The following is a 23356-nucleotide window of genomic DNA, read 5'->3' as shown; positions in this document are numbered from 1 at the left end:
ACTTTATGGATACCCTTAAAATCCCAAATCTAATTCTTCAGCCTATAAAAAAGGAATAGGCAATTGCAACTTTTTTCTATAGGCGAAATAAAGGCTCTCCAATTTGAAGAGTACCCTTTACATTCTTTATAAGAGTTCCATAAGTTGCTCTATGGTTAGGCCGGCTTGATTCAAAACGCTTTTTAAAGTCTTGGGTTTAAGGATTTTATTGCTATGTACCGGCACAGTTACCAGGGCTTTATTATCTGGCCGCTCAAGGTAATGATGGCTGCCCTCAATATAAAGTTCTTTAAATCCCGCTCGACGCAAGGCAGCTACAACATCCTTTCCTGATACTCGTGGCTGGCGGGGCGTCATATATTAATCACCAATTCTTGCTTTTCGAAAGGAATAGCATCACTTTGCGGAATTGGTTTTCCCTGTATTTCAAGGGCTTTAAGATATCCCCGGATAGCTTCTTTAGCGTTGACCAGAGCCTCTTCAATGGTATCTCCTTCAGTAATACAACCAGGCAGAGCAGGAACGGTCACAGTGAAGCCGCCATCGCCTTCGTCCCATTCGAAAACGATTTTATAACGCATTATTGTTCCCCCTTTCCTTTTTAATTAATGTTGTCGGTTGAAACGACAGCACTCGAATTAAATTCAAATTGGGTAAACTTTTAAAGAATTTCGGTTGTAGTATTCAAGTTTACCTTGTTTCTCAGACTTGAAGTAGTCTGTTTTTTCAGTAAGTTTTGTTTCTCTTATTATTCTTCATCAGGTATGTATTCGAGTAGGTCCCCAGGTTGGCATTTAAGGACAGCACACAGCTTATCTATTACTTCTAGCGAAACATACTTATCTGTGCTGCTTAACCTTGCAATAGTGGCCTTTGATACGTTAGCTAATTCCATTAATTCACCCTTTTTTATATTTCTGTCAATTAATAGTTTTAACAATGGCTTATAACTTATCATAATTAACCTCTTTCTTCAGCCGAACAAAGTCTCTGCTCAGCTATTTATATATTAAACTTACGTCTATATTATAAATAAAAAGTTTATTTTAGTAAACAAATTTACAGATTTTACATTGTAACATATGGTTTAACATGTTATACTTAGGTATAACAAATAATACATTTAATTCTTATTGAGTTTAGTCAATAACTTTTCTAAATTAACGTATCCCCAAATGAACAATAACAAAAAAGGAGGAAAATTTTTCAATGAAGTTATTCAAAAACTTTCTCCACTTACTAGGGAAACATACCCAGGCAAAACGTAAGGCCCATAATTGGAATTGTTATTTTACTGGTAAATTTCAGGCATAACCCTAACTAAGGCAATGAGAAGGAATGAATTATCTATGCAGATAAGAGTGATTAATCGTGAATCCCTAGACAGTGAGGGAACACAGGTCGAATTAAGAATTCCGCTTTCTCAAGACGAGAGCCTAGAATTGACATTGACCAAAGAAAAGTATAACAGTTTGAGCAAAACGGCTAGAGCAGAGCTGCGAGCAGTTGAAGCGAAGGGGTATTTCGTTTTAAAAGTAATGAGGATATTAAAAGGTCATAAGCAGGCTGACATGGCAAAAATGCTGGGAATTTCCGTGAAGTGTTATCAAAGAAGGGAGTCCAGATATAACAATGCTGATTTCGCTTATGCCGACATTTTGATTATGCACAAAGAATTCAAAATGAGCATTGAAGCATTATTCCGGACCTGTCAACGTCAAGCCCTAGCTTGATCAATTTCTTATCTTTTATGAAATTGGCAAGCGCTTGCGAATTTGAAAAGGGGTTACTACAAATAAGTTAGTAACCCCAGATAAAATTGAGGAGGTTATGAGAATGAAGGAACCGGCTAGGCCATTGAGTGAGGCGATCCGGGAGCTGATGGAGGAGCGTCCGCGCTCTTGTGATTTTTACCATTCTTGGGAGCATGACGAGAATCTTCGTAAGCACAAAGCGATTACTGACAGAATCTTTAATAAGATCGGCAAGGCTCTGCGCAAACGAATATTCAAGGATTACTTAGAAATGGAGATGCTTGAGGGAGAATTTCAGGCAGAACTTCAAATGTCAAGCTATAAACTTGGTTTTACTGACGCTCTTCTTCTGATGGGCGAGATTGAACGAGCTAAAAACGGCCAAAATAGTATTTTTAGATAGAAAAAGGGATTCCCAACTTGGAAATAGCTTGGAACGAATGGAGTGAGGCAACTGTTTGATTTCAATTTTGATGAACTATCCCGGGATGATTTAATTTATATTTTAAAAAGAGTTACGTCTTCACTTGAATACTTAAAGGACTTAAGCGTAGAAAACAAAGAACAAGCTGAAAAGGCTGAAAAGACTGAGGATTTCCGGGCTTTAGATTATTACTCTAACCGCAGTCATGCTTTAAAGACGGCTTACGATCAGGTAATAAGTGATATTAATTCAGGCTTAAAGATCATTGGTAAAGTCACGGACTAGGGATTTTTTCCTAGTCCGTTCTTGCCCCCAATCGTTTTATAAATATAAATAATGGACAGCATATAACGCCTTCAGAGAAGCGGTTTTGCTAAACGGTTGGATTACTAGGAAGCAAATAAAAACCGCTCAGAGGGGAACACAAGGGCTACACGGTCAATCTAGGTGTTATGGTTTAATCATTTGGGAATATTAGAACGAGAATCAAAAGGCATTTGGAAAAGTACCGCTCATAAGTTTTCGGGATATAATTGATCGGTTGACTTGCTGACTACGGTTAGAAGTACAAGTGAAAACGTGCCCAGTTATTAGGCACGTTTTGGACTTATTGGTATCTAGTTAACGTATAGATATGCCCTCAATAATTCGTATATATTAATGTAGCTTTTTATATCGTTTAATATCTTTAGTAGCCAAATAGTAGCCAATCCCTTATGCAGTAGCCAAAATTGTTAAATAAAAAAATCCAGCAATCACTTGCTGGATGCGGTTTCTAGCTTGGCAGGGGATGCAAGAGTCGAACTCGCACTGACGGTTTTGGAGACCGCTGTTCTACCATTAAACTAATCCCCTTTAATTTTGCGACGAATTGAATTATATCTTAAAATAAGATATGTGTCAACTATATTTCTGGAGCTGAATTAAATGAATTATAATAATAATTAGCAGGATTTTTAAAGAAAAGCCAGAATAGGCATAAATAAGATAACCCGATGGGAGGGAGTGGGTCTTGAGGATTGATTTACATGTCCATACTTTAGAATCGGACGGTTCCCTTACAGTCGAAGAGGTCTTAAATCTCGCCCATACACAGGATATTAATGTGCTTGCTATTACTGATCATGAGAGTACGGAGGGTATCTCAAGGGCAAAAAAGCTGGCCAAACACCATAATATTGAGATTATTCCCGGTGTGGAGTTATTAACAAATTTTCAGGGTGAGGAAGTTCATCTTCTTGGCTATTTTAAGGATATTAGCAGCTCTTTATTGCAAACCCGTCTAAGTGAGCTTCGCTATCAGCGGACTACTCTGGCCTACGAAATGGTTAAATCGCTCCAAAAAGGAGGACTCGCCATTGAGTGGAAAGATGTCGAGCGTGAGGTGGGTTCGGTAGGAGCTGTAAGCAAAGGCCATATTATGCGAGCTATATATAACCGGTATAGTGAAATTAATCCAAAAAGTTGGCAAGATATTGCAGCTTATTTTCGCCCTGGTGGGATAGCTTATCTTCCCTATTTGAAACATCGATTTGAAGATGCGGTGGACTTGATTTTTAATGCCGGTGGTTTGCCGGTTGTGGCGCATCCCGGTTTATTGCGCCAGCCAAATATAGTCTTTGACTTGCTTAGGTACCGGCCCATCGGTCTAGAAGTCTATTATGGATATTGGGAACAGCAGCGGAGTCTAATTTCTTACTACGCGAAAGTTGCAGCTCAATTTGCTCTCTTAGCTACGGGGGGAAGCGATTATCACGGACCTTTTGGTCAAATTCAAATAGGCCAGATGGATGTTCCGGTTGATGGCGTTAATAAATTGCGGATTCTTTTAGACAGAAGTCTATAAATGCTGAAAGGTTTGCAGGAAGGAAAGAAGTGATTCGTTGGGTAGGCGTATCGGACTTGCCTTTTTAGCCTTAGTGATTACATTGCTTTTTGGAACAACCGGATTAATGGTCACTGAGCACCTAAGTTTAGCTCAAGCTTTTTATTTTACAGTGGAGACTATTACGACAGTGGGTTATGGGGATTTTGAAATAAAATCAGATGCCGGGCATGTGTTTATCATCATCCTCATGATTGGCGGGGCAGGAGTAATGCTCTATTTTGCAGGACTTATGATGGCATTTTTGATTGAAGGTCAGTTGGCCGGGGCCTATGGGAGAAGGAAGATGAATAAAAAGATTGAACAACTCCAGGACCACATCATTGTTTGCGGAGCGGGGCGTGTTGGCAAGCAAGTGCTTTATCGTCTTCGCAAAGAAGGGCATCCCAGCGTCGTCATTGAACTACGGGAGGATTTGGCACAGGAGTTTATTGAGGAAGGATACCTTGTAATTCATAATGATGCTACTCAAGATGACGTTTTAAAAAAGGCAGGAATTGTACGAGCGAAAGGATTAGTTACTGCACTTCCTGATGATTCTTTAAATGTTTTTGTCACCTTAACAGCAAAAGGGTTAAACCCTAATATTCAAGTGGTTGCCCGAATGGATCGCTTAGAATCTGAGAATAAACTGCTGCGAGCAGGAGCTGACAAAGTAATCTCTCCGGCCATCTTAGGCGGTTGGCGCATGGCGATGTCTATTTTAAAGCCCATCAGTATTGACTATATCGAAACGGTTATCCAAGATCACAACATCGAGATGGAAATCATGGAACTCAAGGTTGATCAAGGTTCATGTCTGATAGGAAGAACATTGACAACAAGCGGTATTAAACAACAGACTGGGGCCATGATCTTAGCAATTGTGCGTGAGAATCGTGTTATTAGTAATCCAAGTGCTCAAGAGGAAATTTTGGAAAGAGATCTCCTCATCGTGTTAGGATTAAGAGATCAACTGCGTCTTTTGGAAAAGGTTGCCGCCAATCATACAAAATTAAAGCCTGTAGACTTTGGTTAGACTAAAAGAGAAAGTCTTGGGATAAAATACCCTCTGAGTATGAAAACACAGTTTCATGGTGGAGGGAAATTTTATGCATAATTCGCGGTCTGAACAAGAAATTCTACGTGATATCAAAAAACTTATTCATACACATTTTGGAGAAAGCGGACAAGGAATTCACGTGGAGGTCAAGGGAGATCGAGCAACAATTTGGGGAATGGTCGATAGTTTAGCCGAAAAGGATTTCTTTGGGAGTCGTGTAGGACGTATTGATGGTGTTCGTGAATTAGATAACTCTTTAACTGTTGCCAATGATGGAGCTATCTTGGATAAGGATATTGAGCAAGGCATCATCGAGCGGTTTAGGGGATCGAATTTTGAAGATTTAACCCATCTGGGGTGCCGGGTGAGCAGGGGAATTGCTACATTGCTCGGACATGTTGAGACGCAAAGTACTGAACGGTTAGCGAAGCGGCTTGCATCTCAGGTCCGCGGTGTGAAAGAAATTCGCAGCGAAATTCAGTTCCTGGAGAAAGCTGTTGATGATGCGACATTGGTAAATCGGGTGGAAAATGCTTTGGTTGCTTCTCCCTGGGTCAATGCTCATGAAATCCAAACGGGAGCACGCAATGGCTTAATAACCTTGAGCGGTCTTGTGGATACCCAAGAGGCAATGGAATGGGCTGTAGAGACAGCTTATCAGGTTCCCGGTGTTAAAGCGGTTGTCAGTGAAATTCAGACACGGCACCGTTCACAGGGAGATGACTTATGGCTGACAGAGCAACTCGTTTCGAAGTTGGGACAGGATCGCCTGAACTCCGGTCAAATACGTGCCTTTGTTCAGGATGGCATTGCTTTTTTGACCGGGGAGGTATATACAGAAGAAGAACGGGATTTGGCTGAAGAACTGATTAAAAGTATTCCTGAGATTCATAATGTCAACAATTCTATTAAAGTGGCCGCACACTCCATTAAATGATATAGAATCGGTTTAGAAATAAAAAAATTGCCCATGAGAACGATTTGATAGGACTTCCCCTGTAGTAAACAGTTAAAAAAATAACTGTTTACTACAGGGGAAGCTTTTTGCTTTGTGTTCCTTATTCAACCATAAATCAGTGGCTTCAAACAAATCAATTTATAGGGCAAAGCGTCCTGCTCAATATATCTAAGAATACCGAAATTACGTTAACAGTCCATTGCACAAATGTATGGTGGTGGACAAAAAGAAAAAAAAGGAAATCAATTTATGAGTATGAAATCTGAGTTGCTGCAAGCACTTTGTGCTATAATAAAAACTGATTAAGGTCGTGACAAAAATATCATAAGGAGGGCACTAATGGATCCCATTACTCATGGACTCGTTGGAATTGCCTTAAGCGCTTTTTCAGGTCATACAATGCAGTTAAATGACCCCGTATTCTTAGGATGCACATTGGGTGCAATGCTACCCGATATGGATATTTTAGCTCACCTTAAAGGCCGTTTAAACTATTTGTTGAACCATCGGGGAGCAAGCCATTCATTAATTGCCTTAACAGGTATGGCTATGGGGCTTGGAACGACCTTATACTTGATTTATCCCTCCACTTCCTGGTGGACCGTGGTTATCTGGACACTGATCGGAGCCTTATCTCATAGTCTTCTGGACTTATTAAATTCTTTTGGAGCCGAATTGTTGTGGCCCTTTTCCCGCAAGAAAATTACCTTTGACATGATAATGCTGACTGATCCCGTTATTTCTTGTTTATTTTTAGGCTCGTTTATGGCCTCTTTACGTTCTGCAGACTTTGCCAGACCCTCTGCGTCAATGGCCATATTTTTTAGTTTATGCTATTTAGGTTACCGTCAAATCGATCGCTTGAAAACACGTATTGAGCTTATGGAAAAATACTCCATTCAGACTCGCAGTGAAGTTAAAGTCCTGCCGGCTATGTATCATCCTTTTGCTTGGAATTTTATTCTTTTTCATGGAGATACGGTACGGTTTGGAATTATTCGTAATCAGACTCCTTCTATTTGCAGGGTTTTGCCGAAATGCGATAAAAATAATCCCTCAGTTTCTAATGCTTTGGAGGGAAACCTCGCGGAAGTTTTTTGTCAATTTACCCCTTACTATCATGTAGTAGCTCATGACTGCGATTCCGGTGAATGTCAGGTGGAATTTGTTGATCTTCGGTATTGGTCGAAAGGAGACTTCCTATATACCGGTAATGTTTTTTTAGATGAAAACGGTGAAATATCCTCTGAAATATTCCATCATTTACCGAATCAGGAAGGCGTGCTCTTAAGTTATTAAAGATAATACCGAGCCATTAAAAAAACCTTTTGACATTCTCATAGCTTATCAACCATAATGAATATAGCATGGGGGTGGAAAGGTGCGTACCAACAGAAAGAACGTAAATACGATTGGTATAAAAATCGCAAGTATTTTAATAGGGCTGTTTTCTCTCTTGGGTTTATTGGGTGGTCTGGGATTTTCCATAGGGAAACAAATCTTTTTAAAGATTTCTGTAATTTTTGGAACTCATTTTGCTTGGGTTGTACTTTTCTTTTGCTTCTTTAGTGCTGTTGCCTTATGGATTTATTCAGTCCAACTGCAGTCGTTTCGATCTCGAGCACAGACAACGGCAAAAAGTATTCATCCGAAAGCTGTTGCTAAAGCACAGCCTGCGAGCCAAGTTGAGGGAAAGCCTTCGAAATCGTGGTTAACAAGTTCTAAATCCAAATCCAAATATATTGAAGAGGGAATACCGCTTCCTTCTGGAAAACTTGTTAATTTGCATGGGTTTAATCATTACTTTTCATCGCCGGAATGGGTCGAAATTAAAGAGATGGATCTGGATCAAGCGATGGAGATGGAAGAACTGGGGAGGGATTTTCCTTCCTACTTTGGAACCGGGGAGACATTTATGCCTAAAAAGTCTCCTAAACTAACCCTCCTTAAGGGACTTGATGCATATTTTGAGGAAGTTGACAAAGAAGAAAAATCAGAGGACTTGACGACTCAGTCGGAAAACAATAGACCATCATTGTTGGAAACTATCAAGGAAAAGACATCACAACCTAGGCCTATCTTCAAATCTCAAGCAGATCAAGCCGAGTTTTTGGCACAATTTAAAATCGATCGTAGTTCATCTGGTGAAAATAAACACGATATTCCGCTAGTATCATCAGAAAACGATAGTGCGGAAAATCTTGAAGATGTAGAAGTCAACCTAGAAAGCAAACCGGATCAAAAGATGAATATGGATAATGTTTTTGATAGCGCTGCGAAGTTTACGACTGTAACGGAAGGTAAACGTGGAAGCGAACTTTTAAGCGACCGCGAAACTATTCCGGAGGTTTTTGCTGATGATTCTTTGCAGTCCTTGCCGGATAAGGGCAAGGACAAAACTGTCGATATAACCGACGCCGAGATGAATTCGAAATCTAAAATACAACCTATGATTGAACATAAACTCGAACCTATTTTAGAACCGAGAGCAGAATTAATATTAGAACCAATGTCAGAATCGGAACCAATTGCAATATCACCAACATCAACATCCATTTCAAAATCAGGACCAAAATCGGACCTTATGTGCGAACCTATATCAGACCTTATATCAGAATCAATCGTAGATCGATCTCTTGAAACCCAAGTGCCTATTACTTTCGAAGATGAACCGGAGGAAAGCGTTCGGAGCGATTTTCTTTGGGAAACCCCCGATCTTTCTTTGCTTGCTCCAGTCCCGCCACATATTCCTATCCAAGACTCCGAGACTTCCAAGCGGTTAGAGAAAGTTCTCTTGGATTTCGGTGTCAAAGCTAAAGTAGTTGATGTTACAAGGGGTCCGGTGATCACACGTTACGAATTAGCTCCTGCTCCGGGTGTAAAAATTAGTAAAATTGTTAACTTGGCGGATGATATCGCGTTAGGATTGGCAGCACGCGATGTGCGTATTGAAGCTCCAATCCCCGGAAAAGCGGCTGTTGGCATCGAAGTTCCCAATAAACAGGCTCGTTCCGTTCCTTTTCGTGAGGTCCTTGAGGCAGCAAGCTTTCAGCAACATCCGTCCAAACTTAAAGTAGCTTTAGGAAAGGATATTGCAGATCAAGCCATTGTGGCAGATTTAATCAAAATGCCCCATCTATTGGTGGCCGGAGCTACAGGTTCGGGAAAGAGTGTTTGTATTACTTCGATTATTAACTCAATCTTATTTAACTCAACACCGGCAGAAGTTAAGTTTTTGCTTGTAGATCCAAAAATGGTTGAGCTCAGTCAATACAACGGAATCCCTCATTTGCTGGCCCCGGTTGTCGTTGATCCAAAGAAAGCAGCCAGTGCCCTTAAATGGATTGTTAAAGAAATGGAAAACAGATACGAACTATTTGCTGCCGCCGGAGTAAGGGATGTTGTCCGCTATAATAAACTGAAATCTGATAATCAATCATCGTTAGCATTACCCTATATTGTTGTAATCATCGATGAATTAGCAGATCTCATGCTGGTAGCCCCCGGAGAAGTCGAGGAGGCGATCTGTCGTTTGGCTCAAATGGCGAGGGCTGCCGGTATTCATCTTGTCATTGCTACCCAACGGCCCTCGGTTGATGTGATAACAGGGGTTATTAAGGCAAATATCCCCAGCCGAATTTCCTTTGCCGTATCGTCCCAAATTGATTCGCGTACTATTCTTGACGCTACAGGCGCGGAAAAACTTTTGGGCAAGGGGGATATGCTTTATTCTCCTTTAGGGATCAATAAAGCCATACGTGTCCAGGGCTGTTTAGTCACAGATGAAGAGGTTCAGAGGATCATTAGCCATTGGAAAAGTCTTGGCAAACCCGAATATTTGGACCCCGAGCGGCTTTTTGCAGACACGCCCGAAAAGAGTGACGATGGAAACGGGCCGGATGATGCTCTGTTTTTTGAAGCGGGAAATCTATGCCTTAAAACCGGTTTTGCCTCCACATCGTTGCTGCAGCGCCGCTTAAAAATTGGTTATACTCGAGCGGCCCGGTTGATTGATATGCTTGAGGATCTGGGGGTTGTTGGAGGTTTTGAGGGAAGTAAACCCAGGCAGGTGCTCATTTCCATGGATGAATTCTCAGAGAGATTTGGCTGAGGCCTTTAAGTAAATATTCAATTTGACACCCTAGCTGTGAAATATGGCTAGGGTGTTTTGTTTGTTGATTAATGAATGAAGTGGGAGAGATTGGGAATAATGCAATAATGATGCTCAAAAAATGACAAACGGAGACGAACAATGAAGTTTTTCGCACGGTCAATGATTAAAGAAAAGCCTTATAAGGATATTGCCCTTCATGGGGAAGATTTACTGAAGCATGCGGAAGAAATTGCCCGTTTCACTTCCAATCAAACTACACAACAGCCCAAGCGAACTTTGCTGCCAAGGGTTAAACAAAATATTAAGTTCTTGGAACGTGCTTATCACGAGATTTCTGATTATGGTGCTCGTACTAAAGATACCATTCCGGCAACGGAATGGTTCTTGGACAATTATTATAGTTTGCGAGGACTAAAGGAGGATATCACCGAAAGTCTTCCTTTGAGTTTTGAGCGCCAACTGCCCAGAAATTCAAGTGGTGACTTTATGGGTTATCCCAGAGTGTATGCCCTGTTGGTTGAGCTGATTGAGCATACGGACAGCCAGTTGCAAAGGGACACTCTTAAGGCGTTTATTAATGCCTATCAACGGCATATACCCCTATCGAGCGGAGAATTATGGGCAATACCAACCATGCTTAGAATTGTAATTCTCGAGAACATTAGGAGATTGGCGGAACAAATTTTATTCACTCAGACAGAAAGAGAAAGGGCTGATCAATGGCTTCTGCCTCTGCTGGAAACCGACCATGACAGAACGAATTGGGATGAGGTGTTAAAAACCTTAAGTCCTGAGGAAGAATACTCTTCAGCTTATGCTGAACAAATTTTACGACGGATACGTGAATTTGGTGTGGAAGGGGCACCTTTACTGCATTGGATTGATCGGGTCGTTGCCAAACAAGATACTACTATCGAGGAATTAGCCAAACTTGAACGTCAGCGACAAACGATGTATCAAGTATCCATGGGACATGCAATTACAAGCATTCATTTTATTGCGGCTGAAAACTGGCCTATATTTTTCGAAGAAGTCAGTTTAGTGGAAAGCATTTTTGCAAGAGATCCAATCAAAATATATGGCCAAATGGATTTCGATTCTCGTGATGCCTATCGTCATGAAGTGGAGGAAATCGCGAAGAATTTTAACACCTCTGAACTCGTTGTGGCCCGCAAAGTGCTTTCCAGGGCAGAAAAAGCTCAAGAACGAGAAGACGCTTTAGCTTCCCATATAGGGTATGATTTGCTGGGTTCTGGCAGAGATAGTCTAGAACGAGAATTAAAACAGGATTTCGGAGCCAATTTAAGTGTTCTTAACAAACTTCGTCATACCATCCGCAAAAGCCCCCGTTTGTATTATTTCGGAAGTCTAATCCTTGGAACCGGCTTGCTGACTCTTTGGGGTTTGTCTTACGCTCAGCGAATAAACCCATTCTCTGTCAGCTATCTTGTTTTGCTATTAACCCTCTTCATTTGGGCCAGCGGTTTAATCATTCCCACGGTCAACTGGTTAATAAGCAAACTATTTAATCCCACATTTTTGCCTAAGTTGGAGTTACGAGATGGGATTTCCGATGAATTTAGGACAATGGTTGTTGTCCCTACTCTTCTCTCGAGTATTGACCGAGTTAAAGAACTCATCGCTGAAATGGAAGTCTATTTTCTAGCTAACCGGGATAATAACTTATATTTTGCCTTGCTGGGTGATTTTGTGGATGCTTCCTCCCAGACGATCCCCGGTGATGAAGAAATTGTAGCTTCTGCCATTGAAGGAATCCAAAATCTCAATCAAAAATATAACCAGGACCGGTTTTATTTTTTTCATCGACACCGTTTATTCAATCCTGCGGAAGGAGTCTGGATGGGTTGGGAACGCAAACGGGGAAAACTCATGGAGTTCAACTCGCTTTTGCGTCAAGCCGGTGAAACAAGTTATGACGTCCAAATTGGCGATTTAACAATTCTTCCAAGTATTCGTTACGTCATAACTCTCGATGCCGACACTAAATTACCTCAAGGAACAGCCAAAAAGCTCATTGGAACGCTTGCCCATCCGCTCAATGCTCCCCGTCTAAATGAAGACAGAACGAGAGTAGTCCAAGGATACGGAGTCCTCCAGCCTCGAGTAGGCGTTTCAATTTTAAGTGCCGGAGCAACAGAATTCTCACGTATCTATTCTGGAAGAGTCGGTGTAGATCCGTATACTCATGCTATATCCGATCTATACCAAGATTTATTTGGCGAAGGAATTTTTACAGGCAAGGGTATTTATGAGGTTGAGGTTTTTAAGCAGGTGACCCAAGACACCTTTCCGGAAAATACGATTCTCAGTCATGATTTGATCGAAGGCATTTATGCACGGGCAGGCCTTGTGACGGATATTGAATTAGTTGATGGTTATCCTTCGACCTATCGTGCTTTCCTGCGGCGGCAACATCGCTGGGTTCGAGGAGATTGGCAGCTTATTCCTTGGCTTTTTCGACCGCTGCCTTTCATTGCAAAATGGAAGATCTTTGATAACTTAAGGAGAAGTTTGGAAAGTCCGGCTCAATTATTGCTCTTGACTTTAGGCTTCTTAGTTCTGCCTGGGAATCCCTGGGTTTGGACCGGACTGGCTGCTTTAGGAATTCTATGGCCAATGATCTTGTGCCTATTCAATATGCTTTTCTCAATTGGAAAAGAAGGGACAGACCTTGCACATGATTCCGTGACTCTTGCCGAACAATTTGGGCTGCAGTTTCTGCTGTTGCCCTATCAATCCTATACCATGTGCGATGCTATCTTAAGGAGCTTATACCGGCAGTTTATTTCTCACCGCAATATGCTGGAATGGGAAACGGCTGCAGATACTGAAAAGCGTATAGATTTAGGCTTTAGAGCCACTTTAGGAGCCATGAAGTCCGTCGTCGTCTATGCGATGGTTGTTTTTTTACTGTTGGCGTTTATTTACCCTGCGCGACTGATAGGCTTTACTCCTTTAGCGATTCTCTGGCTTTTTTCCCTTTGGTGTGCCTATAGAGTTAGTCTTCCGAAACGGCATCATAAGGAATTGCTTTCTGCGGATGAACAGCAGTCTTTAAGGCTTTGGGCCAGAAAGATCTGGGCTTTTTTTGAAGAGTTTGTGAGTGAGAATGAGCATTGGCTTCCGCCCGATAACGTTCAAATTGATCCGCCTAATGGTATTGCCCATAGAACATCTCCAACCAACATTGGTTTGGCTTTACTTGCCAATATTGCAGCCAGAGACTTTGGCTATATACCCTTAGAAACAGCCATCCAAAGAATTGAAACTATGCTGCGGACTATACAGAAGCTTGAGCATTGGAAAGGGCATCTTTACAATTGGTATAATACTCTTACCCTTCAACCTTTGGAACCAAGTTATATTTCAACGGTAGACAGCGGAAATTTTGTATTATATTTGGTGACGTTGAAGTCAGGAATCAGCGAATCCCTCGAAAAGCCGGTTTTAAAGCCTGACTATTTGTCTGCTTTACAAGATACGTTAATCCTTTTGAAGCAAGCTGCCGGTGAAGAGGATATAGAAGTATTTACTGATTTTGAAAGATCACTTCATGAGCTTTTAGAGAGTTCTGATAAGTCTTGGGGCCTCGAAACATGGAGCGCTCTCTTATCGTCTTGGCCGAAAGCTTATTCGAGCGAGAAATGGCCGGAAGACGTCAAATACTGGGCTCAACAACTGGATACGATGATTTCTTCTTTTCGCCAGGAAATTCAAGATTATTTTCCGTGGTTTAATGAAACGTCCCTTCAGGAATCCGTAAACAAGCAAATGGATGCCGATCTTCAATCTTGCACTTTCCATGATCTTTCTCTGTACTATTCCCGGGGGTTGGACACAGGGAATTTTATGCCGGAGATTGAAGAACGGATAAAGACTGCTTTGGAAAAAATTAAAAACTTGATCCTCAAGTCCAGAAAACTAGAACAATGGCTCGAAGAGATGGTTTTAGCTACGGAGTTTCGTCCCTTATTTGATGAGAAACGTCAACTCTTCTCGATTGGCTATCGCATTGGAGACAGCACGCTTGACAAGTCCTATTATGATTTATTAGCCTCTGAGGCTCGACAAGCGAGCTTTATTGCCATAGCCAAAGGAGATATTCCCCATAGTCATTGGTTCAGGCTGGGACGTACTTTGACCTTAGCTAAAGGAGAAAGAAGTCTCGTTTCTTGGAGCGGCACAATGTTTGAGTTTTTAATGCCGCTGCTGGTCATGAGAAACTATGAGGGTACGTTATTGGATGAAACCTATCATTCGGTGGTTGAAGTTCAAAGAAAGTATGCCGGGGAACATAATTTGCCTTGGGGAATTTCCGAGTCAGGCTTTTATGCTTTTGATCCACAGCTTAATTATCAATATAAAGCCTTTGGAGTTCCTGGATTAGGGTTAAAACGGGGTTTAATACAGGATTTGGTGATTGCACCTTATGCCAGTTTCCTGGCACTGATGGTTTCTCCTCGGGAGGCTCTGGCGAATATTTCAAGTATGAGTCATCAGGGCTTTGGCGGTCGTTATGGACTTTACGAAGCTGTTGATTTTACAACCGACCGAATACCTGTGGGGGGATCCTATAAGCTGATTAAGAGTTTCATGGCCCATCATCAAGGAATGAGTTTTCTAGCTCTGGACAATGTTTTATTTGCTGACAGTATGCAGAGGCGCATGCACAGTGAGGCATTTATTCAGGCCTCAGAGCTTCTTCTGCAAGAAAGACTGCCTTCTGCGGTATCCCTTGTATCTCAACCGGAGAGTGAACAGGTTAGAGCAGAACAGCAGGATCAAGATTCTCCTACGGAGAAGAATCAGTCAATTTTCCTGCATACCGCCATGAGTCCTATACCGGTAACGCATTGTATTTCCAATGGGCAGTATTCTGTGATGGTGACAAATTCAGGGTCTGGGTTTAGTAGATATCGCGAAATCAGTATTTCGCGCTGGCGGGAGGATGTGACCCGAGACGCTTGGGGCATGTATTTTTACATCCAAAACTTAAATTCAGGTGATTTTTGGTCAGCGGCATTTCAGCCTTGCCGGTACAGTGGGGAGGACTACAAGGTAACCTACGCACCTGATCGGGTGGAGTATTTTCGTAAAGACGGGAACCTTACGACGAAAACTGAAATCGTCGTTTCTCCTGAAGATCAAACCGAAATCAGGCGTATTTCCCTGACGAATCACAGTAAGTTTGAGCGCGTCCTGGAAATCACCAGCTATTTTGAAGTGGTGTTGGCCAGGGCGAACGATGATATAGCGCATCCTGCCTTTGGCAATCTATTTATTCAAACAGATTTCCAGAACGAAGCGCTCTTTGCCTCCCGCCGTCCCCGCAAAGAAAACCAGCGGCGTTTGTGGTTGATGCATACGGTAGCGACAGAGGGGGATAAAGTTGGTGCCCTGCAATATGAGACAGACCGGGCACGATTTATCGGACGGGGGAGAAGCCTTGCCAAGCCCCAGGCTTTAGATGCCAATCGTCCGTTGTCCAATACGGTGGGAGCAGTTCTTGATCCGATCATGAGCCTGCGGCAGCGAGTTAGAATTGGTCCGGGACAGACTGCCAGGGTTTCCTTTTCGGTAGGTTATGCGGATAACCAAGAGGAAATAATCCGAATTTCTGAGAAATATCGTGATCCACTTTCTGTGAATAGGGCTTTTGAGCTGGCTTGGACACACTGTAAAATGGAACTTCGCCATCTTAACCTGACAGCAGCACAAGCCAATGAAGGTCTAAGTCTCGGAGGTCATCTCCTCTTTCTCAGCCCGTGTCGCAGAGATGTGGCGGACTATATCGAAAAGAATTGTAAAGGACAGTCATCTTTATGGCCCTATGCTATTTCAGGAGATCTTCCCATTGTGCTTGTTCGGGTTGATCGGGAAGAACATTTGGATTTAGTTCGCCGCCTGCTCACTATCCATGAATACTGGAGCTTAAAGGGATTATATGCTGATTTGGTGATTCTGAACGAAGATGAGAGCGGTTATGTACAGGCCTTTCAAGATAATTTAAGGGATTTAGTTTCTATGGGACATGCGAGGGATCGCTTAAATCAACCCGGTGGAGTTTTTATCCTGCAAAAAGGGCATGTGTACCCGGATGATTTAAGATTGCTTTATACCGTAGCAAGAATAATTTTCAGCGGTGAAGGAGGATCTTGTTCTCTTCAGGTTCGCAAGAAGAGCAAATTAATCACTGAGGCCCCAATAAACCACAGCACGAAAGCTGCCAGTGACTTTGAAGATGTCGCCATAGAAACTTCCCAGGAAAATAAATTCCCAGAATCCTTTGACCGAACCTTAAGCCCTTTAACCTTCCCGAACGGATATGGAGGCTTTAGTGATGATGGGAAAGAATATGTTATCCAGCTTCAGGAAGGTAGGAATACCCCTCTTCCCTGGATTAATGTCATTGCTAACTCAAAGTTTGGTTTCCAGGTTTCTGAGGCGGGGGCGGGTTATTCCTGGTCTATGAACAGCAGGGAGTATAAATTGACTCCTTGGTCTAATGATCCGGTTCTTGATCCTCCTGGGGAAGCCATTTACTTAAAGAATGTCGAAACGGGTGAATTTTGGTCCGTGACGGCTAAGCCAAGGCGGGAGAAAGGGATCTATACAATTCGTCATGGGCAAGGATATTCGGTTTTCGAACACTGCAGCCACGGCCTAAAGCAAACGCTGAGGCTGTTTGTACCTGTTGAGGAACCTGTCAAAATCACCGATTTGACGCTTTCAAATATATCTCAACAAACAATGCATTTAGACGTAGTCTGCTACGTCGAATGGGTTTTGGGAGTGGCTCGGGAACTGACTGCCCCGTATTTGGTCACGGAATATGATGAAGAGAATCAGGCCTTCTTAGTCCGTAACAGTTACCAAGAAGAATTTGCAGGTCGAGAAGCTTTTTTGACGGTCACCGGCGGTGACGTGGAGAGTTATACCGGGGATCGGTCAGAATTTATCGGGCGAAACGGAAGTCTGGCAGATCCTGCGGGCTTAAAGATGGAAAGCTTCTCAGGTACCTGCGGATCAGGCCTTGATCCTTGTTCCGCTATGCAAATTAAGGTATCAATCGCCCCGGGAGAAGTAAAAACAATGACCTTTTTATTAGGGGATGCTCAGAAGCGGGAAGAGGTTGAACAAATCAGAGAAAAGTTTGGAACTTTAGAAAAGGTGAGTGGAGAACTGGAAAATGTTAAAAACTATTGGGACGTCTTACTGGGTAAAATTCGGGTCGAAACTCCAGATATGTCCATGAATTTACTTTTGAACCAGTGGCTCCTTTATCAAACCATGGTCTGCAGGATATGGGCAAGATCCGCATTTTATCAGTCCGGAGGAGCTTATGGTTTCAGAGATCAACTTCAGGATGTCATGGCTTTAGTTTATACGTCCCCTGAAATGACAAGGCGGCAAATTGTTCTGCATTGCGCCCATCAATTTAGGGAAGGTGATGTACAACACTGGTGGCATGAGGGAAAGAGTAAAGGAATTCGAACAAGATTCTCGGATGATTTGCTATGGCTTCCTTTCGTAACGGCTCATTATATTGAACGTACCGGGGATAGCGGAGTCTTGGATGAAATGACGCCGTTCCTGGATGATGAGCCACTAAAAAAGGGAGAAGATGAGCGCTATTCTGTTCCTAATGTTTCTCCGGAGATGGGAACTGTCTATGAACACTGTCTTCGAGCGCTTGAACATGGAATGCGCTTTGGTGAACATGGGCTGCCTTTGATTGGTTCCGGAGACTGGAATGACGGATTCAGCCAAATTGGGCCCCAGGGCCGGGGGGAAAGTGTTTGGTTGGGATGGTTTTTATATTCAACCTTAATGCACTTCTCTTCAATATGCCTGGAGCGTCAGGACAGGGAAAGAGGAGAAGACTATCGCAGGATTGCTGAAGAACTTCAGGATTCTCTCGAAAAACACGGCTGGGATGGAGGATGGTACCGGCGTGCCTATTTTGATGACGGAACTCCTTTAGGCTCAACTCGCAACACAGAGTGTCAGATTGATGCCATTGCTCAGTCTTGGTCGGTCATTTCCGGGGCAGCAAAGCCCACTCGTGCCTTAGATGCAATGTTGGCTTTGGAACATTATTTATGGCGCAAAGACGATGGAATCCTCTTGCTGTTGACACCTCCCTTTGACAAATCGCTGCCAGACCCCGGATATATCAAAGGTTATGTTCCAGGAGTCCGGGAAAACGGCGGGCAATATACTCATGGGGCTATCTGGGCCGTATTGGCTTACACAACCCTTGGGGAAGGGGATAAGGCTATGGAATTGTTTCATATGCTGAATCCTATCAATCATGCGCGAACGGAAAATGAGGTCAATCGCTATAAAGTTGAGCCCTATGTCGTTGCTGCGGATGTCTATGCTATTCACCCCCATGTTGGCCGCGGCGGCTGGAGCTGGTATACTGGAGCTGCAGGGTGGTTATATCAGGCCGGACTTGAAGGAATCTTGGGTTTCCGGCGGCAAGGTGAAAGGTTGATTCTCAAGCCGTGCATACCCAGCCATTGGAAGGGTTTCAGTTTGACCTATACTTATTTCTCCACAAAATACGAAATCGTCATCGAGAATCCGCAAGAGAGGATGACAGGATTTGAAACAATTATCTGTGATGACGAACTATTAGAGGAGCCGGTTATTTTACTCAAGGATGATGGTCAAGTTCATACTATACGTCTAACTATGTAGAAAACATGAACTTCAATCATCAAGGATAATTGAAAGAGAAAGAGGGGGACAGAGGTTGGGTTTTTATCAGAGGCTGGCGGAGTATTACGACGAAATTTTTCCGTTTAAAGGGGCCCAGAAGACATTTCTCCAAACTTATTTTGACCAGGAATCAATGACTTCGATCCTCGATGTGGGATGCGGCACGGGTACGTTAGCTTTAGAATTTGCTCAGAAGGAAAGAGCGGTGCACGGTATTGACTTAAGTCCTGAAATGATCGAAATCGCCCGCAGAAAGGCTCGGGAACTGGAAAATTCCGCAACGTTTTCAATAGGAGATATGCGTGATCTCAGAAGTATAGGGCAGAATTTTGACGGGATAGTCTGTTTGGGAAACACTCTGGCTCATGTGTCCGAGGAAAATGAATTAAAACAGGTTCTAGCTCAGTTTCGGCGGAAAGCTGCTTACGCCCTCGTGCAAACTGTTAATTATGACCGGATTCTTGCTAAGCACGTTACGGAGCTGCCGCTAATTCAAACTCCAAATTTGACCTTTCAGCGATCCTACTCATTTCGTTCAGATGGCCGCATAGATTTCACCATGAAACTAACCTTCCCCGATGCCAGGGAACAGGTTTCCGGTGTAAATTGTCTATATCCTGTATCGTGTTCAAGCCTAATTAAAGCCTTTGAGGAAGAGGATTGGGAGATAGCCGGGGTGTGGGGAAACTATGAAAGACAGCCCTGGACCAATGACTCTCCTGCCACTATATTAGCGGCTCGCTTAGCAAAATAAGAGCGGAAAAGCCAGGCTCATTTTTCATAGCGCCTGGCTTTTTCACTAAATAAAAAGGTTATTGGCATAGCTTAATATTAAAATTACTTGAGGCTTATTCAGTTTTTAAGACCCTCAATTCTATAAGTACGGGAGGATCCTTCGTAAACTTCAGGTGGTGTAGAGTTCTCATCTGAAGCCCCGATGTTCAGCTTTAACTGAATGAGTTCACTAAAAGCTTAGGTTCAATTGGCTTGCCTATCCGAATATCCCTTAAGCGATTCCATTTAACCTTTTGTAAATTGCTTCACGTTCCCCGACCGTCAAGACCACGACAAGATTTTCGGGGCCGAAGATCGTGTAAATAACCCGATATTCCTTGATCCCGCTGCGGAAGGAAACACGATATGTTTCATAATAGGGACCTTTCAGCCTTTTAAATCCAAAAGGGTCTTCCTCAAGACGGCTTAAAACTGCCGGGATTTCTTTAAGTTCTGCTTGATGAAGGACGGCTAAATCGTGGATCCCGCGTGTCGTCAAGACTACTTGATAAGAATCCTGAGGTGCATTGGAACTAACCCAGGGAGTATTTTGCACGAAACGCCAATTTACTGATTGAGAATTTTTATGAGCTCGATGTCCTTCTTCCGACATACGGTCAAGAACTGTACTTAATTTGATTTTACATTCTAATAATCTGGTCTTGAGTTCATCCCCAGTATATCCGGCACCATGTAACTCCCCAATGATTAGATCTTCGAAAAAATCAGAAAGTGGCCCGACCGAACGTTCAGCAGTTCGTACGAATACTTTGCCTTCAGAATCAACACATAAATCTAAAGTATCCTCCGCGGCAATGCCAAAGAGATTTCTCAATTCCAGGGGCAAAAGAATTTCCCCTTCCGCTCCGACCTTCACTCGATAAGTTTCCATAGTTTTTCCCCCTTTTAGTTCCTTTCATCGTAATCTTTGGTAAGTTTGAAATCCGCTCTCCTATAATTTCAACCAAGACGTCAGTTTTCCTTCTGCATAGTACATAATATTTAGATTATTCTGATAAATTCTGATTCGTTACTTTATTCTAATCTTATAATATAATGAAAGTTAAGATTTGAGACTTCATATTAATAAAAGGGGACGGCAGATTTGGGGAAAAAGAACTTCTATGTTGTCAAAGCTGGCTTCAAAACGGGTGTTTTTGATAATTGGCCTGAGTGTCAAGCCGCTGTTAAAGGATATAAAGGAGCGGTTTATAGAGGATTTGAAACAAAAGAGGAAGCACTCGTCTGGCAAAATCATGGGGAAGTGGTGTCAGGGGCGAGTACCCTGGAATCTCCGGAAGACAGGTTGGTTCAGTCACTCAGGGACTACGATTATGAGGTGTATACTGACGGCAGTTATCGGGATGGGAAGTATTCCTATGGTTATGTTTTTGTCAAGGAAGACGAGGCCGTTTTTGAAGGCAAAGGCTGCGGGGAAAATCTTGAAGCTGCTGTTATGAGAAATGTTGCCGGAGAGATAGCTGCGGTCATTCATGCGGTAAAAAGGGCTGAGAGTCTTAAGGCACGGATCAGAATTTATCATGATTACTCCGGAATTGCTCATTGGGTTACAGGAGCTTGGCAAGCTAAGAACAAGTTTACACAAGCTTATGTTGCGTTTATGCGCCAACATCAAGATCTTTACAGTTTCGAAAAAGTAGCCGGTCACAGCGGAAATCGATTTAACGATTACGCAGACCGGCTGGCCAAAGAGGCCTTGGGAATTATGACAAATTGATTAGATAAAGAGCTGCATATCTGACTCTAAAGCATCTTTTAGGTATTCCTTAGCAGTTATGATCCGGACTTCCGGCAGCAACTCATCTTCTTTAAACCCCATAACATCCACGGAAAGTTTACAACCAAAAAAAGTTACCCCTTTTTTTCTGGCTCCATTGAGGAAATCGGTTAGTGTCGGGGTTTGGTCATCATCCATCATTTCCAGGAGCATTTGTTTTCCCAATCCTGCCATATTCATGCGGGAAAGCGGTAATTCTTCCGGTCCTTTGGGTGTAACGAAGCCGAACATTTTTTCAAAAGCTGTTTTATCTTCCAGCGATGATTTAGCAGGATCTCTTACTAAAAATAATCCCCAGAAGGCAAAAAACATACTTACATTAACTCCTAATTCTTTGGCGGTATTCGCCAGAATCAGGGCGGCTAGGGCTTTGTCATAATCACCGCTGAACATAAGAATATTCATCTTTTTTTCTTCCAACATGTACACCCCCTTAACTATCGTTTCACTAATGCTATTATAAGTAAAAATTCAAATAGTATAACTTAGGAGATGATCATTGTGGGGTGTCTGACGATTTGCTCCAGGGTTTGCAGGAGATTGTTAATCTCATTGAAATTATTATAAAGGCCAAAACTTATCCTTACGACACCGGGGCGGGAAGTACTCCTGCTCTTTTTGTAATACTCCATTTGTTTAGGGGAAATTGCCAATAATTTTTGGATGTAGGGTTGGGTACAGAAACAACCTGTCCGAACGGCAATACCTGCTTCCTGAGAAAGGATTGAAGCAACCCGCTCATGGTGCAGACCTTTGACATTGAAGGGGATAACGCCTATATGGGGTTCACCTGGGCTATATTGGGTATAGAGAGTAATCCCCGGAATGGATTTCAGTCCTGAGTAGGCATATTCTGCAAGTTGGTATTCGTAGTGATCAATTTTTCTCATATCCAGAGCGCACAACGTTTTTATCGCGGCGACAAGGGCGGCCACGCCCATGACATTTGGAGAGCCTGCCTCGTCCTTATGAGGAGGGTCGTTCCAGATAACCCAATCGTGGGTTACGATCTCGGCAGTTCCTCCTCCCACCATTTCCGAGACACCCTTTTGGAACGTTTCGCGCGGTCCGATTAAGACACCGCTGCCAAAGGGAGCATACATTTTGTGAGCGGAAAATGCCAGATAATCTATACGCTGAAGTGGATTTTGCGGTCTCATGTTGACAAGAGTATGAGGCACCATTTGAGCACCGTCAACTAGGATTTTAGCTCGATACTGATGAGCTAATTCGGCTATTTTATGTATCGGGTTGATATAGCCGGTTACGTTGGAAGCCCCTGTCACTGTGACTAATTTTACCTTGCCCTTATAGCGCATTAATTTATGTTCCAAATCTGTCAAGTTAAGTTTTCCCTGAGAGTTTACCTCAACATAATCTACCTGAAACTTGTTTCTCCAAGGCAAATCATTGGAGTGATGTTCCATCCATGTTGATAAGACGATACTTTTTTTATTATCTTCCCAGAGACGATAGGACAATTTATTAATGGCTTCCGTGGTATTTTTAACAAAAATCACGGTATCGTTGACAGGGTCAGCATTGACAAAATTGAGGACCTCTGATCTAGCTTCTTCGTAGAGCTGGGAAGAATACCGTGACTTATAGCCAGTCCCTCGATGAACAGAGGAATACATGGGCGCGAAGCGATTGATTTCCTCCATGACTGAAACAAAAGGCGGAGTTGAGGCCGCATTATCAAAGTTGATGCTTGTTGCCCATTCACCATTGCCTAAGGGAATTTTCATGTCTGTACCCATAACAAGATGCCTATAAATCGATTCTGATAGTTTATAGTTCATGCAATCATCTCTTTCGGCTGAAGTTTAGGTTCCTGTCAGCATTATATTATTGTTGGT

17 protein-coding genes and 1 tRNA gene are annotated in these 23356 nt (G+C 42.7%); 11 read left to right on the top strand and 7 right to left on the bottom strand.

Annotated features, from left to right (window positions below; translation table 11 throughout):
• Positions 1-126: 126 nt before the first annotated feature.
• From DESACI_RS14425 to DESACI_RS14415, 3 genes are all read right to left on the bottom strand, one after another.
• On the bottom strand, positions 127-357 hold the full coding sequence (locus DESACI_RS14425; protein WP_014827931.1) for a type II toxin-antitoxin system HicA family toxin: 231 nt from the start codon (positions 355-357) through the stop codon (positions 127-129).
• Positions 354-581, bottom strand: coding sequence for a type II toxin-antitoxin system HicB family antitoxin (locus DESACI_RS14420; protein WP_014827930.1), 228 nt, complete (start codon positions 579-581; stop codon positions 354-356). Before DESACI_RS14420 ends, DESACI_RS14425 begins: the two co-directional genes overlap by 4 nt.
• Before the next feature lie 167 nt (positions 582-748).
• Entirely contained in the window at positions 749-958 is a 210-nt protein-coding gene (locus DESACI_RS14415) for a helix-turn-helix domain-containing protein (protein WP_014827929.1), read from the bottom strand.
• Positions 959-1361: 403 nt separating this feature from the next.
• Between DESACI_RS14415 and DESACI_RS14410 the strand changes: the two genes are divergently transcribed.
• From DESACI_RS14410 to DESACI_RS14400, 3 genes are all read left to right on the top strand, one after another.
• Positions 1362-1733, top strand: coding sequence for a hypothetical protein (locus tag DESACI_RS14410; protein WP_148271312.1), 372 nt, complete (start codon positions 1362-1364; stop codon positions 1731-1733).
• A 103-nt stretch (positions 1734-1836) separates the two neighbouring features.
• On the top strand, positions 1837-2157 hold the full coding sequence (locus DESACI_RS14405; RefSeq protein WP_014827927.1) for a hypothetical protein: 321 nt from the start codon (positions 1837-1839) through the stop codon (positions 2155-2157).
• Between the two features lie 42 nt (positions 2158-2199).
• Positions 2200-2463, top strand: a complete 264-nt coding sequence (locus DESACI_RS14400) for a hypothetical protein (RefSeq protein ID WP_014827926.1) — start codon at positions 2200-2202, stop codon at positions 2461-2463.
• 496 nt (positions 2464-2959) lie between these two features.
• Here the strand turns inward: DESACI_RS14400 and DESACI_RS14395 are convergent.
• Positions 2960-3033: transfer RNA gene (locus DESACI_RS14395), tRNA-Trp, on the bottom strand.
• 157 nt (positions 3034-3190) lie between these two features.
• Between DESACI_RS14395 and DESACI_RS14390 the strand changes: the two genes are divergently transcribed.
• From DESACI_RS14390 to DESACI_RS14360, 7 genes are all read left to right on the top strand, one after another.
• The gene (locus DESACI_RS14390) at positions 3191-4024 is read left to right on the top strand and encodes a PHP domain-containing protein (RefSeq protein WP_014827925.1); all 834 of its coding nucleotides are present in this window, start codon (positions 3191-3193) and stop codon (positions 4022-4024) included.
• A gap of 37 nt (positions 4025-4061) precedes the next feature.
• Entirely contained in the window at positions 4062-5081 is a 1020-nt protein-coding gene (locus tag DESACI_RS14385) for a potassium channel family protein (protein WP_014827924.1), read from the top strand.
• 73 nt (positions 5082-5154) lie between these two features.
• Positions 5155-6042, top strand: coding sequence for a BON domain-containing protein (locus DESACI_RS14380; RefSeq protein WP_014827923.1), 888 nt, complete (start codon positions 5155-5157; stop codon positions 6040-6042).
• Between the two features lie 360 nt (positions 6043-6402).
• Positions 6403-7362, top strand: coding sequence for a metal-dependent hydrolase (locus DESACI_RS14375; RefSeq protein WP_014827922.1), 960 nt, complete (start codon positions 6403-6405; stop codon positions 7360-7362).
• 82 nt (positions 7363-7444) lie between these two features.
• Positions 7445-10174: a DNA translocase FtsK gene (locus DESACI_RS14370; protein WP_014827921.1), complete on the top strand. Its 2730-nt coding sequence runs from the start codon at positions 7445-7447 to the stop codon at positions 10172-10174.
• A gap of 141 nt (positions 10175-10315) precedes the next feature.
• A complete protein-coding gene (locus tag DESACI_RS14365) occupies positions 10316-18904 on the top strand; it encodes a glycoside hydrolase family 94 protein (RefSeq protein WP_014827920.1) in 8589 nt (2862 codons plus the stop codon).
• A 55-nt stretch (positions 18905-18959) separates the two neighbouring features.
• On the top strand, positions 18960-19679 hold the full coding sequence (locus DESACI_RS14360; RefSeq protein WP_014827919.1) for a class I SAM-dependent methyltransferase: 720 nt from the start codon (positions 18960-18962) through the stop codon (positions 19677-19679).
• A gap of 252 nt (positions 19680-19931) precedes the next feature.
• On the opposite strand, the gene DESACI_RS14355 is transcribed toward DESACI_RS14360, so the two are convergent.
• A complete protein-coding gene (locus DESACI_RS14355) occupies positions 19932-20591 on the bottom strand; it encodes an AbrB family transcriptional regulator (RefSeq protein ID WP_014827918.1) in 660 nt (219 codons plus the stop codon).
• Between the two features lie 213 nt (positions 20592-20804).
• Here DESACI_RS14355 and DESACI_RS14350 point away from each other — a divergent pair, with 213 nt between their 5' ends.
• Positions 20805-21437 (top strand): ribonuclease H1 domain-containing protein, encoded by a 633-nt coding sequence (locus DESACI_RS14350; RefSeq protein WP_014827917.1) that lies wholly within the window; start codon positions 20805-20807, stop codon positions 21435-21437.
• On the opposite strand, the gene DESACI_RS14345 is transcribed toward DESACI_RS14350, so the two are convergent.
• Both DESACI_RS14345 and DESACI_RS14340 read right to left on the bottom strand, forming a co-directional pair.
• The gene (locus DESACI_RS14345) at positions 21438-21920 is read right to left on the bottom strand and encodes a DsrE/DsrF/DrsH-like family protein (protein WP_014827916.1); all 483 of its coding nucleotides are present in this window, start codon (positions 21918-21920) and stop codon (positions 21438-21440) included. It abuts the gene before it with no gap.
• A 62-nt stretch (positions 21921-21982) separates the two neighbouring features.
• Positions 21983-23299 carry an aminotransferase class V-fold PLP-dependent enzyme gene (locus DESACI_RS14340; protein ID WP_014827915.1) on the bottom strand — a complete coding sequence of 439 codons (1317 nt, stop codon included), beginning with the start codon at positions 23297-23299 and terminating at the stop codon, positions 21983-21985.
• Positions 23300-23356: the final 57 nt, after the last annotated feature.

It is taken from the genome of Desulfosporosinus acidiphilus SJ4, assembly GCF_000255115.2.
Lineage (GTDB): Bacteria > Bacillota > Desulfitobacteriia > Desulfitobacteriales > Desulfitobacteriaceae > Desulfosporosinus > Desulfosporosinus acidiphilus.
This window is presented reverse-complemented; position numbering and strand designations above follow the sequence as displayed.